This is a genomic window from Streptomyces sp. NPDC008001 (assembly GCF_042958085.1).
Classification (GTDB): Bacteria; Actinomycetota; Actinomycetes; order Streptomycetales; family Streptomycetaceae; genus Streptomyces.
Genome location: NZ_JBIBIZ010000001.1, coordinates 374835 through 390472 on the forward strand (window position 1 = coordinate 374835; position 15638 = coordinate 390472).

Genomic DNA, 15638 nt, shown 5'->3' on the forward strand with positions numbered 1-15638 from the left:
TGCGCACCCCTACCGGCCGCGCACCGGTGTTCGCAGAATGACCTGCATGTCATACGACGACACGCCCGATGACGGGGCGAATCCGTTGCGCCGGCTCTCCCTCGGCGAGCTGCAGCGCCGTACGAGTGCGAAGTGGCGCGCCTACCCGCCGGACGTCCTGCCGCTGTGGGTGGCCGAGATGGACGTGATGCCCGCCGCGGCGGTGACGCGGGTGCTCACCGAGGCGGTGGCGCTCGGCGACACGGGCTACGCCTCCGGGACGGCGTACCCCGAGGCGCTGGACGCGTTCGCCCGGAAGCGGTGGGGCTGGGACGGCGTGGCGGCCGGGCGCACGGCGACGGTCGCGGACGTGATGCGCGGCGCGGTCGAGGTCCTGAAGCTGGTGACCGGGCCGGGCGACACGGTCGTCGTCAGCCCTCCCGTCTACCCCCCGTTCTTCGGCTTCCTGGAGCAGGAGGAGCGGCGCGTGGCCGAGGCCCCGCTGGGGCCGGACGGGCGGCTGGACACGGCCGCTCTGGAGGCCGCGTTCCGGCGGGCCGGAGCGGGCGGGCGGCGGGCCGCGTACCTGCTGTGCAACCCGCACAACCCCACCGGCGCCGTGCCCACGCGGGCGGAGCTGGAGGCGGTGGCGGAGCTGGCGGGCGCGTACGGCATACGGGTCGTGGCCGACGAGATCCACGCCCCGCTCGTGCTGCCGGGCGCGGAGTTCGTGCCGTACCTGTCGGTGCCCGGGGCGGAGGACGCGTTCGGCCTGCTCTCCGCGTCCAAGGCCTGGAACCTGGCCGGGCTCAAGGCGGCCGTCGCCGTCGCCGGCCCGGCCGCCGCGGACGACCTGGCGCGGCTGCCGGAGGTGAGCAGCCACGGCCCCAGCCACCTCGGGGTGCTCGCGCACACGGCGGCGCTGCGGGAGGGCGGCGCGTGGCTCGACGCCGTCCTGGCGGGGCTGGACGAGAACCGGCGGCTGCTCGGCGAGCTGCTGGAGCGTCACCTGCCGGAGGTGCGGTACCTGCGCCCCGAGGGCACCTACCTGGCGTGGCTGGACTGCCGGGCGCTGGGGCTGGGCGACGACCCGGCCGCCGTGTTCCTGGAGCGCGGCCGGGTCGCGCTGACCGGCGGGCTCCCCTTCGGCACGGGCGGCGCGGGGCACGTGCGGCTCAACTTCGCGACGTCACCGGAGCTGCTCGCGGAGGCGGTGCGCAGGATGGCGGCGGCAGCGGGGCGCTGACGCCCCGCTGCCGCCCGGCCGGCTCCCTACTCGCGGACGACGTTCTCCGCCTGGGGCCCCTTGGGGCCCTGGGTGACGTCATAGGAGACGCGGTCGTCCTCGTGCAGCTCCTTGAACCCCTGCGTCTGGATGGCCGAGAAGTGGACGAACACGTCCGGACCGCCGTCGTCCTGCTGAATGAAACCGAAGCCCTTGTCCGCGTTGAACCACTTCACCTTGCCTGTTGCCATGTGCTTCCAGTCCTTCGTCCTTCTCCTGCGGCGCGACGGGCTCGGCGCACCGGCCGGCGCCGGTCGACGGCCGGCCCGGTGCCTCACCTTTCCCCGCCCTGCGGGCGGAGATGCCCTCCGTCTCCCCCTCTTCACCCCTTCGGAGGGAAAGCCACCACTTCCCGGCCCCCGTCCTCGTATGACCCCATTTGGCGGCACGGCACCGCTATATTCGACGATGTCCGTGACCGCGAGCGGCGGAAAGGACCACGTGATCGGCTCGTACGCGTACGCATCACTGCCGGAAGCGGCTGCGCGCCATCCGCTGGCCCCGGCGCGCGGTCTGTACAGCAGCGACTCCTGGCTGGAGCTGCTGCGGGGACACGGCCACCGGTACCGCTGGCTGCTGATGTGCGCGCAGGAGCGCGCGGCGGCCCTCGCCCCGGTCACGGACGGCCCGGCCGTGCGGTCCGGGCGCTACCGCCCGGACTTCCTCCTCCACGAGCGCCTCCCGGCCGAGCGCTGCGTCGTCGCCGGGCCGCGCACGGGCTATCTCAACGAGCTCCGCTACGGGCCGGAGCGGCTGCCGGCCGCCGAGGTCGCCGAGGGCCTGCTCGCCGCGGCCCCCCAGGAGCCCCCGCCCGACGCCGCCCTCCTGCCGTATCTGCCGAGCGGGCCCGCCGCCGCCTTCGAGACCGCCGGCCACCCGGCGGGCCTGATCGCGTGGGACGCCTGGCTCGACGTGCCCGGCACCGGCTTCGACGGCTATCTCGCCGGCCTGGACAAGACCCACCGCAAGCAGGTCAAGGACGACCTGCGCCGCTTCACCATGGCGGGCGTCGCCTTCTCCACCCGGCCGCTCACCGGCCCCGACGACGAAACCGACGACCTGCTGGTGCTGCACGAGCGCATGTACGGCACCGTGTACGACCGGCCCGGCTCGCGTTTCTCCCGCTATCTGGCCCGCTGCGCCGAACTGCCCGGCGCCTACGTCGTACGGGCGCGGCTGGCGGGCCGCACGGTCGGCTGCCACCTGGTCTTCCACTACGGCGACGTGCTGTGGGTGCGGCTGATCGGGGTGGACGAGACCCGGCCCGGCACGCGCGGCTGCTACTTCGGCCTGATGTTCTACGAGCCGCTGCGGCTGGCCCACGAGCTGGGCGCCCGCGCCGTGCACCTGGGCATCGGCACGTCCCGGGCCAAGTCACGGCGCGGGGCGCGGCTGGAGCCGCTGTGGACGGTGGCCGTCACCGCGGGAGGCCGGGCGCGCGACCTGGCGCGCGAGGGCCTGGCGGCCCGGGCCCTGGACCTGCCGGACCCGGCGCCCGAGGGGGGCGGGCCCGCGCCGGAGTCGCCCTCGGAGTGGGAGCGGCCGTCGTGGGCGGGGTGAGGGAAGCGCCCGGCCGGGCGCTCGCGGGGCGGGCGCGCCCGGGCCCGGCCAGGGCGCGCTCCTGGCCGGGCCGGACCTACGGCGTGGTGCTGCGGTGGTCCAGCGTGGCTCAGTGCCCGGCGCGGGCCGCGTTGCCGGCGATCGCGGGCGTCTTGCAGGCGATGTCCGTGCCCACCGAGTTGACGCCGTCCTTCTTGGCCTGACCGCCCTGGTACTCGTAGTACAGGTAGGTGTAGAACTCGATGCGCCGGCTCGGGCCGCAGGCCGAGTCCGCGGCGACGTTGTAGGTCAGGGTCACCGTGCGGCTGGCGCCGGGGAGGATCGGCACGCTGTAGTTCATCGAGCCGCTCTGCTTGCCCGTGACGTCGCACCGGGTCACGTCGCCCGTGCAGGAGGCGAACGCGTACTTGAGCGCGGGGTCCTGCGACGTGTTCCACGTCGGCTGTATGGACTGGTACACGAACTGGGTGTTCGTGGTCTGGTCGTTGGTGAATTTCAGAGTAATGCTCACCGTGGAGCCCGGCGTCGCGGACGCCTTGTCGACGGTGACCGTCATCGGAGGGGTGTCGGCGGCGGAGGCCGACGGGGCCATGCCCATGAGGGCGACGACAGAGGCGAGGGCGGCGGACAGCCCGAGGCGTCCGAACGTGTGTCTGCGCATGGCGACGGAGATTAGACAGCCACCTCGCGTCCTGACTGCACCGCAGGTAGAGGATTGGCCACGGCCGAAAGGCCCGCCGCACCCTCCTGGCCAGGTGTGAGCCTGGAGGCAGCCGTTCCGTGGGTGACGTAGTTGGCCGGGAAGTGCCCTAGGGGCGGGTGTGACAGGGGTCGTGGATGGCCGGCTCACGGTGCCGGAGGGCCCTCGTACCGGCCAAGGGGCGGGGCTGTTCACCGGGAGGGACGCCACCGAGGGTCCGGGTGGTTCCCCGTGGGCGGCAAGGCCTTCTCATCCAGCACCTACGATGCTGAATCATGGAACTCAGACACCTCGAGCACTTCGTCGCGGTCGCCGAGGAGCAGCACTTCACGCACGCGGCGGAGCGGCTGCGGGTGGCCCAGTCCGGGGTGTCGGCCTCGGTACGGGCCCTGGAACGGGAGCTGGGCGCCGAGTTGTTCCTCCGTACGACGCGGCGGGTGGGGCTCACGGACGCGGGGCGGGCGCTGCTGGTGGAGGCGCGGCGGACGCTGGCGTGCGCGGCGGCGGCCCGCGAGGCCGTGGCGGCGGTGCAGGGGCTGATGGGCGGGACGCTGTCGGTGGGCACCGAGCAGTGCATGGGCACGGTCGACGCGGCCGCACTGCTGGCCTCCTTCCACGCGCTCCACCCGCAGGTGGAAGTGCACATGGAGCAGGCGGGTTCGGGCCGGCTGCTGGAGCAGGTGCGGCGCGGCGAGCTCGACGTGGCGTTCGTCGTGCACGACGGGCTGCACGAGGGGGTGCGGCTGCGGCGGATTGCGGAGGAGCCGCTGATGCTGCTGTGCCGGGCGGATCACCCGCTGGCGGGGACCGGCGGGCCGGTGCCGCCGGCGCGGCTGGCCGGCGAGGTGTTCGTGGACCTCCACCCCGACTGGGGTGCCCGCCGGGCCGCGGACCTGGCGTTCGCCGACGCGGGTGCGGCGCGGAAGGTCGCCCTGCAGGTCAACGACGTCTACACGCTGCTCGATCTCGTCTCGCGCGGCCTGGGAGCGGCGGTCGTGCCGCGCCCGGTGACCCTCAAGGAGCAGGCGCGCGGGCTGAGCGCCGTCCCGCTGGAGGGGCCCACGCGGTGGAAGGTGGCCGTGGCGGTGCCGGCGGCGGGTCAGCCGACGGCGGCCGCCAGGGCCTTGCTCGCCATGATTGATCATCAGGACTGCTGAATGTGATCGGTAAGGGATGTTGGACACCGCCCGCATTCCCGCGCAGAGTGGGGGACGGTCCGGCCACGGAGCTCCGACCACCGAGAGACCAGAGAGGCAGCACCCCCATGGCGCAAGAAGTACGCGGTGTCATCGCCCGCGGCAAGGGCGAACCGGTACGGGTCGAGACGATCCTCGTCCCGGACCCCGGCCCGGGCGAGGCCGTCGTGAAGATCCAGGCGTGCGGGGTGTGCCACACGGATCTGCACTACCGGGAAGGCGGAATCAACGACGAGTTCCCGTTCCTCCTCGGCCACGAGGCCGCGGGCGTGGTCGAGTCGGTCGGTGCCGGAGTGACCGAAGTGGCCCCCGGCGACTTCGTCATCCTCAACTGGCGCGCCGTCTGCGGGCAGTGCCGCGCGTGCCTGCGCGGCCGCCCCTGGTACTGCTTCAACACGCACAACGCGAAGCAGAAGATGACGCTGACGGACGGCACGGAGCTCTCCCCCGCGCTGGGCATCGGCGCCTTCGCGGAGAAGACCCTGGTCGCCGCCGGGCAGTGCACCAAGGTCGACCCCGCTGCCGCGCCCGCCGCCGCCGGCCTGCTGGGCTGCGGGGTGATGGCCGGACTGGGCGCCGCGATCAACACCGGCGGCGTGGGCCGGGGCGACTCCGTCGCCGTCATCGGCTGCGGCGGCGTGGGCAACGCGGCGGTCGCCGGCGCCCGGCTGGCCGGCGCCGCGAAGATCATCGCGGTGGACCTCTCCGACGCGAAGCTGGAGCAGGCGAAGGCCCTGGGGGCCACCCACACCGTCAACTCGTCCTCGGTGGACGCGGTCGCGGCGATCCAGTCGCTGACCGATGGTTTCGGCGCCGACGTCGTCATCGACGCGGTCGGCCGCCCGGAGACGTACCGCCAGGCCTTCTACGCGCGCGACCTGGCCGGGACCGTGGTCCTGGTGGGCGTGCCCACGCCGGAGATGAAGCTGGAGCTGCCGCTGCTGGACGTCTTCGGGCGCGGCGGTGCGCTCAAGTCCTCGTGGTACGGCGACTGCCTGCCGTCCCGGGACTTCCCCATGCTGATCGACCTCTATCTGCAGGGCCGTCTCGACCTCGACGCGTTCGTCAGCGAGACGATCGCTCTGGACGAGGTGGAGGAGGCCTTCCACCGGATGGAGAAGGGCGAGGTGCTGCGCTCGGTGGTGCTGCTGTGACGGCCCGCATCGAACACCTCGTCACGTCCGGCGTGTTCGCGCTCGACGGCGGCGTCTGGGACGTCGAGAACAACGTGTGGCTCGTGGGCGACGACGAGGAGGTCCTCGTCATCGACGCCGCCCACGACGCGGCCGCCATCGAGAAGGCCGTGGGCGGCCGCCGGCTGACCGCCGTCGTCTGCACCCACGCGCACAACGACCACATCGGCGCGGCGCCCGCGCTCGCGGCCCGGACCGGCGCGCCCGTGCTGCTCCACCCGGCCGACCGCGAGCTGTGGGAGCAGACGCACCCGGGCACCGCCCCGGACGGGGAGCTGGCGGACGGGCAGGAGCTGACCGTCGCGGGCACAGTGCTGACGGTGCTCCACACCCCCGGCCACAGCCCCGGCGGTGTGTGCCTCTACGCGCCGGAGCTGGGCACCGTGTTCACCGGCGACACGCTCTTCCACGGCGGCCCGGGGGCGACGGGCCGGTCCTTCTCCGACTTCCCGACGATCATCGGCTCGATCCGGGAGCGGCTGCTGTCGCTGCCGCCGGAGACCGTGGTGCGCACGGGGCACGGGGAGAGCACGACGGTCGGCGGCGAGGCGCCCGCCCTGCCGGAGTGGATCGCGCGCGGGCACTGAGGCGGACCTCCCGGCGGGTCTCCCGGCGTAGGTCCGAAGGCCGATGTGCCTGCGGGGGACGGCGGATTACCGTCGTGCCGGGCGCCGGTCGCTTTCACCATCCGGGTGGGAGCGGGGCCGGTGTCCGGTACGTGCCTGTGGAGGCATCGATCGTGTCAGTCGAGTTGAACCACACCATCATCCATTCCCGGGACAAGCGCGAGTCCGCCGAGTTCCTGGCGCACGTCCTGGGCCTGGAGGTCGCCCCGGACATGGGGCCCTTCGCCCCCGTCGTCACCGGTAACGGCGTCACGCTGGACTTCGCCACCAGCGACCGGCCCGAGGACATCGTCCCGCAGCACTACGCGTTCCTGGTGCCGGAGGATTCCTTCGACGGCATCTTCGCGCGGATCAAGGAAGCCGGGCTGCCCTACTGGGCCGACCCGCACCGTGGGCGTCCGGGCGAGATCAACCACGGCAACGGCGGGCGGGGCGTCTACTTCCCCGACCCGTCCGGCCACTACCTCGAGGTGCTCACCCGCCCGTACGGCAGCGCATCGTAGGACCGAGCAGGTGAGGGGCCCCGGACCGCGACGGTCCGGGGCCCCCTCGCTCCGGGCGGGGCAGCCGCCGCCCGGGGACGTCACTTCACTGCCGGCACCGCCACGGGCGGGCATCCTTCGGCGGGACCCGCCGGGCGGCCGGGGAGGCACGTCTCCGCGCTCGCGACCCCGAAGCGGAGCCGGTGGCCGCACTCCGGGCAGTCGGCCGACTCCGCGATCAGCAGCCGGCCCGAGCAGTGGACGACGGGGGCCGTGCTGACGCGGGGCGGGACCGGCCCGCAGTGCGGGCAGTCGGCCGTGCCGGCGCCGGCCGTCACCGCCCGCCCCTCTCCCTGCGGTCCTCGCTCACCACGAGACACGCCGCCGGCGGCAGCAGCCATCCCCCTCCCTGGAGGACCGTCACGCGGAAGGAGGGGTGCATCACGCAGATCAGGCCCAGTACGAGCGTGGCGACGAACGCCGCGCCGAAGGCCGGAAGCTCTGCCCTGAGGTCAGTGAACATGAGGTCTCCTCGTGCTTGACCGGTTTTCCTGAGCCGAGTCTGAATCCGCCCCCCGACCTGCGACAACGGTCTGAGGACGCGCGTAGAACTTGACGGACGCGGGCAGCGCACGGACGGACTCCGGCGAACTGACGTAGCACGTACGGACCATGACGGACACTTGGTGGCAGCGCGTGTCCGACAAGGGGGAAGAGTCATGGCCGAGCAGCGTCCAGCATCACCTCCGCCCGAGGCCCAGCTCGCCTTCGCGCGGCAGCTCCGCGAGCTCCGGCGCCGCACCCTGACCATGCCCACCGAGGCGGCCCTCGCCCGCAGGATGCGCTGTGCCCGCAGCACGGTCTCCGCGATCCTCAACGGCCGCCGGTTCCCCACCTGGCCGCGCACGGCGGCCTTCGTCGAGGCGTGCGGCGGCGTCGAGAAGGACTGGCTGGAGCTGTGGCTCCGGGCGAAGCGGCATATCGAGGAGGCGCGCCGCGGGGCCGGCGTCCCCGCAACCGTGCCCGCTCCCGCCGCCGCGCCCGTTCCGGCGCCCCTGCTCGCTCCCCTGCCCGTCCCGGAGGGGGCCGGTGCCGGTTCGGCGATGCTGGCGGCGCAGTGGTACCGGAACAACCGCGAGTTCTACGGGGCCGCCGCCGAGCGCGTCCGCGAGGCGCGGTCGGAGATCCGGGTCACCTACATGCGCCGCTACCCGCCGACCCAGTACACCACCCCGGCGTCCGCCGCCTACTTCGAGGCCGTGCTCGGCTGGGCGGGCGAGGACAGCGAGGACGAGCGGTGCGTGCGCCGCATCATCGGCATACCGGAACACGGCGGCACGCCCGACGGCGACATGCTCGACTGGGCCCGCAGGCACCACGAGGACAGCAAGGGCATCCTCAACTACGAGGCGAGCGTGCTGCGCTGGCCGGTGGCTGCGGACGGGCTGAACATGGCGCTCATCGACGACAGCGTCGTCTTCCTGGCCTTCTCCGGCGGCCCGCGCCAGAAGCTGAACGGCTTCATCGTCGAGGACCCCACCTTCATGAGCTACTTCGCCTCGTACTTCGAACAGCTCTGGGCGGCCTTGCAGCCCCTGGGCGCCTATCTGCAGGAGCTGGACGGCACGAGTTGAACTGAACCGGGTGCGGTGCGGGCCAGGGGTGACAGCGCCAGTCCGGCCCCCGGCGCAGTCTCGCAGGGGGCCGGCGGCTCGTGTCGCTCTACGGGGCCGCCGGGACGGCCGGGGGCAGGGACGAAAGGCCCTCCGGGAGCGGACCCGTGTGGATGACGGCGAGTCGCTGCGTCGCCCGGGTGAGGGCCACGTACAGGTCGCTCACGCCGAACTCCGCCGGCTCCGCCACGATCACCGCGTCGAATTCCAGGCCCTTGGCCTGCCGGGGATCCAGCAGGACCACCGGGCGGGTCAGGTCCGGCGCCGGGCCGTGGGAGGCGCCGGGGAGCGCCGCGGCCAGGGCCGCGTGGTGCGGCCGCGGCGCGATCACCGCGAGCCGGCCGTCCTCGGGCAGCTCCCGGGCCACGGCCGCGGCGACCGCACCCGGCAGGTCCCCGGTGCGCTGCGCCCAGGGGCGCGCGTCCGTGGAGCGGATCGAGCGCGGCGGCTCGAACGACGGGTCCGCGGACCGCAGCACGTCCGCGGCCACCGCCATGATCTCGGCCGGCGTCCGGTAGTTGACGTCCAGCCGGACGTGCTCCCAGCGGTCCCCGACGTACGGTTCGAGGACCGGCGCCCACGCGCCGCAGCCGCCGGGTTCGGAGGTCTGCGCGGGGTCGCCCACCAGCGTCATCGAGCGCGTCGGGCACCGGCGCATCAGCAGCCGCCACATCATCGGGGACAGCTCCTGAGCCTCGTCCACGATGATGTGGCCGAAGGCCCAGGTGCGGTCGGCGGCGGCGCGCTCGGCGGCGCTGCGGTGGTCCTGCTCCTCGTGCCGCTCCGCGAGGCGCTCGGCGTCGACGAGGTCGTGCGCGGCGAGCACTTCCGAGTCGTCGTCCGCGCGGTCCTCGAACTCCTGGGTGCGCGAGCCGTAGGACATGTCGAGCACGCCCTGGGCGTAGGCGATCCGCCGCTGCCGCTCGGCCTCGGCGGCGGCGCGGGCGGCCGAGTCGTCCTCGCCGAGCAGTTCGGCGGCCTCGTCCAGCAGCGGCACGTCCGCCGGCGTCCAGGGGCCGCCGGTGCGCCGGACGGCCGCGGCGTCCGCCTCCGGGAGGTGGGCGGGATCGGCGAGGAACTCCCCGACCAGCTGATGGGGCGTGAGGACCGGCCACAGCCGGTCGATGGCCGCGTGGACCTCGGGGGCGGCGGCGACGCCCTTGCCCAGCTGGGCGATGTCGTCCGGGCCGAGGAGGTTCGGCCCGCCGTAGGGGTCCGCGCCTATGCGGTCGGCGAGCTGCCGGGTGAGCGCGTCGATGACGTGGAAGGCGAAGTACGGGCGGGCGAGGTTGTGCGGCAGCCGCATGCCGCGGGCGTGGTGGCGCGCGTCGGACGCGATGTCCGCGTCCAGCAGCAGCTCGCCGTCCTCGTGGTCGATCACGATCGCGGGGTCGGGCAGGGTCTGCCGGTCGCGGACGTACGCGGCCAGGGCGTCCGCCATCGCCGCGGCGCCCTTGACCGCGGCGGCCTCCGGCGTGTCGGTCCCGGTCGCCGTCACGCCGGGGAAGAGCTCGCCGGGCGTGGCGAGCAGGACGCCCGTCTCGCCGAGCGAGGGCAGCACTTCCCCGATGTAGCCCAGGAACGCGGGGTTGGGCCCGACGATCAGCACGGCGCGCCGGGACAGCTGCTCGCGGTGGGCGTAGAGCAGATAGGCGGCGCGGTGCAGGGCGACGACGGTCTTGCCGGTGCCCGGCCCGCCTTCGACGACGAGGACGCCGCGGTGCGGGGCGCGGATGATGCCGTCCTGCTCGGCCTGGATGGTCTGCACGATGTCGTGCATCCGGCCGGTGCGCGCCGAGTCGAGCGCGGCGAGCAGCACGGCGTCCGCGTCGGAGCCCTCGTGTCCGGTGCGCTCGGTGTCGGTGAGATCCAGAATCTCGTCGTGCAGGGCGGTGACCCGGCGGCCCTCGGTGCTGATGTGACGCCTGCGGCGCAGCCCCATCGGGGTGTGCCCGGTGGCGAGGTAGAAGGGCCGCGCGACGTCGGCCCGCCAGTCGATGACGAGCGGGGTGCGCTCCGGGTCGTCGCGCCGGATGCCGATGCGGCCGATGTGGTGGTCGCGGCCGTCACGGAAGGCGAGCCGGCCGAAACACAGGCCGCGCTCTCCGGCGTTGAAGGCCGCCAGGAGCCCGGACTGCTCGGCCACCATGACATCGCGCTCCAGCCGCGCCTGGAAGGTGCTGCCTCCCTGCGACAGGGCCTGCGTCACCGCCGTCTCGGCTCCGGCGCGCAGCTCGGCGAGACGCTCGTAGAGCAGATCGATGAATTCTTGCTCGTTGCGCATGTCCGCGATTGACAATTCAGCTCCCGCCGGGATACGATCGTTCCATAAAGCTTCCCCCTGCTCTGATTCTGCGCGGGCAGGGAAACATCCAATATACGCAGGGAAATCCCCCGGCCGTCAATACGGCCGGGGGATTTCCCTTTTTACGGGGCTGCTCCGCCGGGGCTGCATCGCCGCTTTCCGGCGCGCCTCACCCGGTGAACAATTGCCGCAGCCTCAGGGAGAGTTCGTACACTCCGTAGGCGAAGGGCGCCCCCACCCACAGCCAGCTCACCACGAGCACCGCCTTGCGGACAGCAGTCACAGGCCCGTTCCCTTCTCCGGCACGGCTTCGGCCACGCGGCCCCCGCCGCCGGCCGGTTCGTGGTGGCGCGGGTGCACCGGCCGTACGAGCTCGTTGGCGGCGAAGCCCACGGCCAGCAGCCCGATCATGATGGAGAACGACGTGGTGTACAGGGCGGGGCCCGTCCGGCCCGCGGACTTCCCCGCATCGGCCACGGCGTTGACGATGAGCGGCCCGAGCACCCCGGCCGTGGACCACGCCGTCAGCAGCCGACCGTGGATCGCACCGACCTGGTACGTCCCGAACAGGTCCTTCAAATAGGCGGGAACGGTCGCGAACCCGCCCCCGTAGAACGACAGCACCACGGCGGCGCACGCGATGAACAGCGGCTTCGCCGAGCCGCCCGCGAGCGCGAGGAGGAGGTACATCAGCGCGCCCGCGCCGAGATACAGGCGGTAGATGTTCTTCCGGCCCACGGCGTCGGAAACCGAGGACCACACGATCCGGCCGAGCATGTTGGCGAGCGAGAGCAGGCCGACGAAACCCGCCGCGGCGGCCGGGCCGACGGGGGAGGAGGAGTCCGCGAAGAAGTCCGCGATCATCGGGGCGGCCTTTTCCAGAATGCCGATGCCCGCCGTGACATTCGTGCACAGGACGACCCACAGGCACCAGAACTGCGGCGTGCGCAGGGCGTTGCGCGCCGACACCTGCCCGGTCGTGACCGGCGCGCGCGAGGACGCTCCCGCCGCGCGCACGGACGGCGGCCCCGGGGACTCCGGCGGCACCCGGACCAGCAGCACGCCGAGCGTCATGAAGACGGCGTACGCACCGCCCATCACCAGGAACGTCCGCGCGATCCCGGGAGCGTCCGCACCGAAGGCCGACAGCAGCTCCGCCGACCACGGCGAGGCGATGAGCGCGCCCCCGCCGAAGCCCATGATGGCGAGGCCCGTGGCCATCCCCGGACGATCGGGGAACCACTTGATGAGCGTGGACACGGGCGAGATGTAGCCGATGCCCAGCCCCGTCCCGCCGATGAGGCCGTAACCCGCCACCACGAGCCAGTACTGGCGGGTGGCGGCGCCCAGCGCGGCCACCAGGAAGCCGGACGCGAAGCAGACGGCCGACACGGACATCGCCCAGCGCGGCCCGTTGCGCTCCACGAGCGTGCCGCCGAACGCCGCCGACAGGCCGAGCATCACGATCGCCACCTGGAACGGCAGCGCCGAGGCCGTGCCGGACAGGCCCAGCGAGGACTCCAGCGGCGGTTTGAACACGCTCCAGGCATAGGCCTGGCCGATGGCCAGGTGGATGGACAGGGCGGCGGGCGGGACCAGCCAGCGGCTCCACCCCGGCGGCGCGACGACACCGGATCGGGCAGGCATGGACGGACGTTACAGCGCCCCGGCGGCTCCGGGACAGACCTCCTGCAGCCCGTCAGCGGCGGGGCGGCCGGTCAGCGGGCGGAGACGCCCGCCGTGGCCAGCCACCCCTCGATCTGGCGGCGCGGGGCGACACCGCTGAAGCGGAAGACCTCGCGGCCGTCCCGCAGCAGGATCACCGTGGGGACGCTCAGGGCACCGAACCGCTCCGGTGCCCACGCGGCCCGGTCGATGTCGATCTTCACACCGGTCAGCGCCGCCCCGCAGGCCTCGACCACGTCTTCGAGGACGGGCGTGAGGAAGGAGCACGGGCCGCACCAGGGGGCGGTCAGGTCCACCAGCACGGGCGCGGGCCCGGCCAGCAGGCGCTCCAGCTCGCCCTCCTCGGTGACCTCGCGCAGCACACCGCGCTCCGGCGCCGCCTCGGCGTCCTCAGCGACTTCTTCCTCATCCTCTTCCTCCGCCAGGCCGGCGGAGTCCGCGGCCTCGGCGGCGGCGCCGGCGAACAGGGCGGCGTTCTCCGGTGGCGCGGAGATCCCGTTGACACCGAGCCCCGCGGCCAGCAGCCGCTCCAGCACGCCCCGGTCGAGGGCGTGCCCGGGGCGCTCGGCCACCGACACCTCGGCCAGCTGCGGGAGGTGCGCGAGCACGGCATCGGCCAGGGCGTGGTCGACGGGCATGCCGTCGAAAGTGAGGGAAGCGAGCTGCGGAACGTCCGCGAGGGCACGGAGGTGCTCCGGCCGGAAGGCCGTCGCGTTGCTGAGGACGAGGGAGTCGAGGGAGGCCGCGGTCTCGGACCCGGCGAGCGCGGCCAGCCCCGCGCCGGTGAACCGCGGGGACTCCAGGACCAGATCGGTCAGCTCGGGCATGCAGCCCAGCGCCCCGATGCCCTCGTCCGTGAAGTCGCCCGCCAGCACGAGCGTCCTCACCGCCCGCTGCCCCGCGACGGCCCGGACCATGGCGTCCGTCGCGCCGGCCAGGTCGGCGACCACGAACGCGTCGGACGGCAGCTGCGCGAGGGCGGCCGCGAGAGCCTCCTTGTCATGGACGTCGAAGGCGTCTTCCGGGCCTTGCGAGTCGTCCGAGTCGCCCGAGCCGGTCACGTCGACGACGTAGACGAGGCGGGAACCGGAGGACAGCGCCACCGGGCCGCACGGGTCCAGCTCCACGGGCTCGCCCCCGCCCTCCGTGTAGCGGACGAGGGTGCCGGGGATGCCTTGCTCGGGGAACTCGATCACACGTGCGCTCATCCCCTCATGCTAGGCGCGCCGCGGCCGGTGACAGGACGGCCGGGGACGGTACGGCCGGGGACACCGCGGCCGGTGACACGGCGGCCCGTGACGCCACGGCCGGGTGGCGTCACAGGCCGGGGGGCGGCTCAGGCCCGTGTGCCCGCGCAGTCCTCCAGCTCCGCGGCGAGATACGGCGCGGGCCGCGGGACCGTGCCGTAGTCGGCGTCGCTGTGCGCCTCCAGCCTCCTTACGGCGGCGGTGAGATGGAGGGTCACCGCCCTCCACCACCGCTCGTCGGGCGAGGGCGCGGCGGGCGCGCCCGGCCCGGCGGGCCGCTCCGGGCCCTGCTCCCAGAAGAAGCGGGCGGAGGACTCGGCGAGGCCGTAGCGGCTCGGGCGCCGGTCGCCGCGGATGGGGGTGGGCGGCGTGCCCAGGATCCGGTCGCCGTCCAGCGCGTACAGCGCGGCGGCCTGCTGCAGCCACCACTGCGCGGCCTGCCGCTCGCTGTGCTGCAGGTGGTGCAGGTACAGGCAGCGGGCGGCCGTGGCGGAGCCGGCGCCGGCGGCGAACCGCCACCAGAACGCGGCGCCTTCGTGGCGTCCGGCGAGGTGCAGCAGACAGGCGAAGGCCAGCGCGCCGCGCGGCTCGATCGCGGGGTCGTCGACCAGCAGGGCCATGGCGGCGACCGCGGACCGGTCGTGGACGACGCGGGCCGAGAGGGAGTCCAGCTCCGTGGCCGCCCGTTCGTGCAAGGCGGTGCGCCTGGCCGCGCCCAGCGGCGAGTCGGCCGGGGCGGCGCGGCCGGTGCGGTCGTGGCGGATGCTCTGGGCGCGGCGGTCCATGGCGTCGGCCCGGTTCCACACGACGCGGCCGGCGATCCGCGTGAGGGCGGCCTGTTCGTCGTAGCCGTCGAACGCGCCGGCCGGCATGGCGGCTTCCGCGAGCACCCGGTCGATGGCGGCCGGCGGCTCGCCTCCCCGTTCCCGCCCCTCTTCCTGTCCGTGGCGCATGTCGGTCACGCCTCCTCTTCTCCTTCCGGGGCTTCCGGAGCTTCCGGGGCCCACGCGATCTCCAGATCGCGGGCCAGGCGCCGTCTCGCACCCCGGACGTGCGAGCGGACCGTGGCGGGCGAGATGCCCATGATCCCGGCGACGCGGTGCACGGGATAGCCGAGCACGTAGCGCAGCACGACCACGTCGTACTGGCGGTCGGGGAGCCGGGTGATGGCCGCGTACAGGCCGAGGCGGGACTCCAGCACCTCCATGCGGGCGCGGCTCGCCTCCCGGACCGCGGCGAACGCGGCCGTCTCCACGAGCGCCGTGGCGTCGCGCCGCCTGGCCGCCAGCAGTTTGGTGATCTTCTCCTTCAGGGCGGCCAGGGCGTACGCGGCGGGGTTCGGCTGCCGCCGCACCTCGCCCCAGGCCAGCGCCAGCTGGCAGAAGACCTCCTCCACGACCCATTCGGCGTCGGGTTCGCTGTCCAGCTGGAGGTGGGCGTAGCGGAGGTAGGGCCGGTGGTGGAGCGAGAAGAAGGTGACGAAGTCGGCCGGCAGCCCCTCCGACAGGTCCTCGCGCAGCGCCGGCCAGGGCCGGGGCCCGGTCCGCCGGCCGGTCACGCCGGTCATGCGGCTCCCTCCCCGGGCCCGGGCGGCCGACGGTCACATCCCTGTAGCTGCACCTGCACGTCCTCTCACCGGTGGGCGGTGCCGTCCCCCCGGCACCCGAGGGCGCAGCGCCCTCATCCCTCAGCCAAGCGAACCGGAG

General features: G+C 73.8%; 16 protein-coding genes. 7 read left to right on the top strand and 9 right to left on the bottom strand.

What is annotated here, in order from left to right:
* Window positions 1-37 precede the first annotated feature (37 nt).
* Complete coding sequence (locus ACFZCD_RS01645; protein WP_391826737.1) at window positions 38-1225, top strand: MalY/PatB family protein; 1188 nt, start codon at window positions 38-40, stop codon at window positions 1223-1225.
* A gap of 26 nt (window positions 1226-1251) precedes the next feature.
* On the opposite strand, the gene ACFZCD_RS01650 is transcribed toward ACFZCD_RS01645, so the two are convergent.
* Window positions 1252-1455 carry a cold-shock protein gene (locus tag ACFZCD_RS01650; protein WP_058041661.1) on the bottom strand — a complete coding sequence of 68 codons (204 nt, stop codon included), beginning with the start codon at window positions 1453-1455 and terminating at the stop codon, window positions 1252-1254.
* A gap of 217 nt (window positions 1456-1672) precedes the next feature.
* On the opposite strand from ACFZCD_RS01650, the gene ACFZCD_RS01655 reads away from it, so the two are divergent.
* Window positions 1673-2824 (top strand): GNAT family N-acetyltransferase, encoded by a 1152-nt coding sequence (locus ACFZCD_RS01655; RefSeq protein ID WP_391826739.1) that lies wholly within the window; start codon window positions 1673-1675, stop codon window positions 2822-2824.
* Window positions 2825-2933: 109 nt separating this feature from the next.
* On the opposite strand, the gene ACFZCD_RS01660 is transcribed toward ACFZCD_RS01655, so the two are convergent.
* A complete protein-coding gene (locus ACFZCD_RS01660) occupies window positions 2934-3485 on the bottom strand; it encodes a hypothetical protein (protein ID WP_391826741.1) in 552 nt (183 codons plus the stop codon).
* Window positions 3486-3799: 314 nt separating this feature from the next.
* On the opposite strand from ACFZCD_RS01660, the gene ACFZCD_RS01665 reads away from it, so the two are divergent.
* From ACFZCD_RS01665 to ACFZCD_RS01680, 4 genes are all read left to right on the top strand, one after another.
* A complete protein-coding gene (locus ACFZCD_RS01665; RefSeq protein WP_391826743.1) occupies window positions 3800-4681 on the top strand; it encodes a LysR family transcriptional regulator in 882 nt (293 codons plus the stop codon).
* Window positions 4682-4788: 107 nt separating this feature from the next.
* Complete coding sequence (locus ACFZCD_RS01670) at window positions 4789-5874, top strand: S-(hydroxymethyl)mycothiol dehydrogenase (RefSeq protein WP_391826745.1); 1086 nt, start codon at window positions 4789-4791, stop codon at window positions 5872-5874.
* Window positions 5871-6500, top strand: coding sequence for an MBL fold metallo-hydrolase (locus tag ACFZCD_RS01675; RefSeq protein ID WP_391826747.1), 630 nt, complete (start codon window positions 5871-5873; stop codon window positions 6498-6500). The genes ACFZCD_RS01670 and ACFZCD_RS01675 overlap by 4 nt, the downstream gene beginning before the upstream one ends.
* Before the next feature lie 152 nt (window positions 6501-6652).
* Window positions 6653-7042 (top strand): VOC family protein, encoded by a 390-nt coding sequence (locus ACFZCD_RS01680; protein ID WP_391826749.1) that lies wholly within the window; start codon window positions 6653-6655, stop codon window positions 7040-7042.
* Window positions 7043-7122: 80 nt separating this feature from the next.
* Here ACFZCD_RS01680 and ACFZCD_RS01685 read toward each other — a convergent pair whose 3' ends face one another.
* On the bottom strand, window positions 7123-7359 hold the full coding sequence (locus ACFZCD_RS01685) for a hypothetical protein (protein ID WP_391826751.1): 237 nt from the start codon (window positions 7357-7359) through the stop codon (window positions 7123-7125).
* The gene (locus ACFZCD_RS01690; protein ID WP_391826753.1) at window positions 7356-7544 is read right to left on the bottom strand and encodes a hypothetical protein; all 189 of its coding nucleotides are present in this window, start codon (window positions 7542-7544) and stop codon (window positions 7356-7358) included. Before ACFZCD_RS01690 ends, ACFZCD_RS01685 begins: the two co-directional genes overlap by 4 nt.
* 196 nt (window positions 7545-7740) lie before the next feature.
* Between ACFZCD_RS01690 and ACFZCD_RS01695 the strand changes: the two genes are divergently transcribed.
* Window positions 7741-8655 (top strand): helix-turn-helix domain-containing protein, encoded by a 915-nt coding sequence (locus tag ACFZCD_RS01695; RefSeq protein WP_391826755.1) that lies wholly within the window; start codon window positions 7741-7743, stop codon window positions 8653-8655.
* Between the two features lie 88 nt (window positions 8656-8743).
* Here ACFZCD_RS01695 and ACFZCD_RS01700 read toward each other — a convergent pair whose 3' ends face one another.
* The 5 genes from ACFZCD_RS01700 to ACFZCD_RS01720 all read right to left on the bottom strand — a co-directional run bounded on the left by ACFZCD_RS01700 (window position 8744) and on the right by ACFZCD_RS01720 (window position 15499).
* Window positions 8744-10978: a HelD family protein gene (locus ACFZCD_RS01700; RefSeq protein WP_391826756.1), complete on the bottom strand. Its 2235-nt coding sequence runs from the start codon at window positions 10976-10978 to the stop codon at window positions 8744-8746.
* A 300-nt stretch (window positions 10979-11278) separates the two neighbouring features.
* Window positions 11279-12646: an OFA family MFS transporter gene (locus tag ACFZCD_RS01705; protein WP_391826758.1), complete on the bottom strand. Its 1368-nt coding sequence runs from the start codon at window positions 12644-12646 to the stop codon at window positions 11279-11281.
* Window positions 12647-12717: 71 nt separating this feature from the next.
* On the bottom strand, window positions 12718-13893 hold the full coding sequence (locus ACFZCD_RS01710) for a thioredoxin family protein (RefSeq protein WP_391826760.1): 1176 nt from the start codon (window positions 13891-13893) through the stop codon (window positions 12718-12720).
* Between the two features lie 128 nt (window positions 13894-14021).
* Window positions 14022-14885 carry a hypothetical protein gene (locus ACFZCD_RS01715; protein ID WP_391827914.1) on the bottom strand — a complete coding sequence of 288 codons (864 nt, stop codon included), beginning with the start codon at window positions 14883-14885 and terminating at the stop codon, window positions 14022-14024.
* 5 nt (window positions 14886-14890) lie between these two features.
* Window positions 14891-15499: an RNA polymerase sigma factor gene (locus ACFZCD_RS01720; RefSeq protein WP_391826762.1), complete on the bottom strand. Its 609-nt coding sequence runs from the start codon at window positions 15497-15499 to the stop codon at window positions 14891-14893.
* Between the last annotated feature and the right edge of the window lie 139 nt (window positions 15500-15638).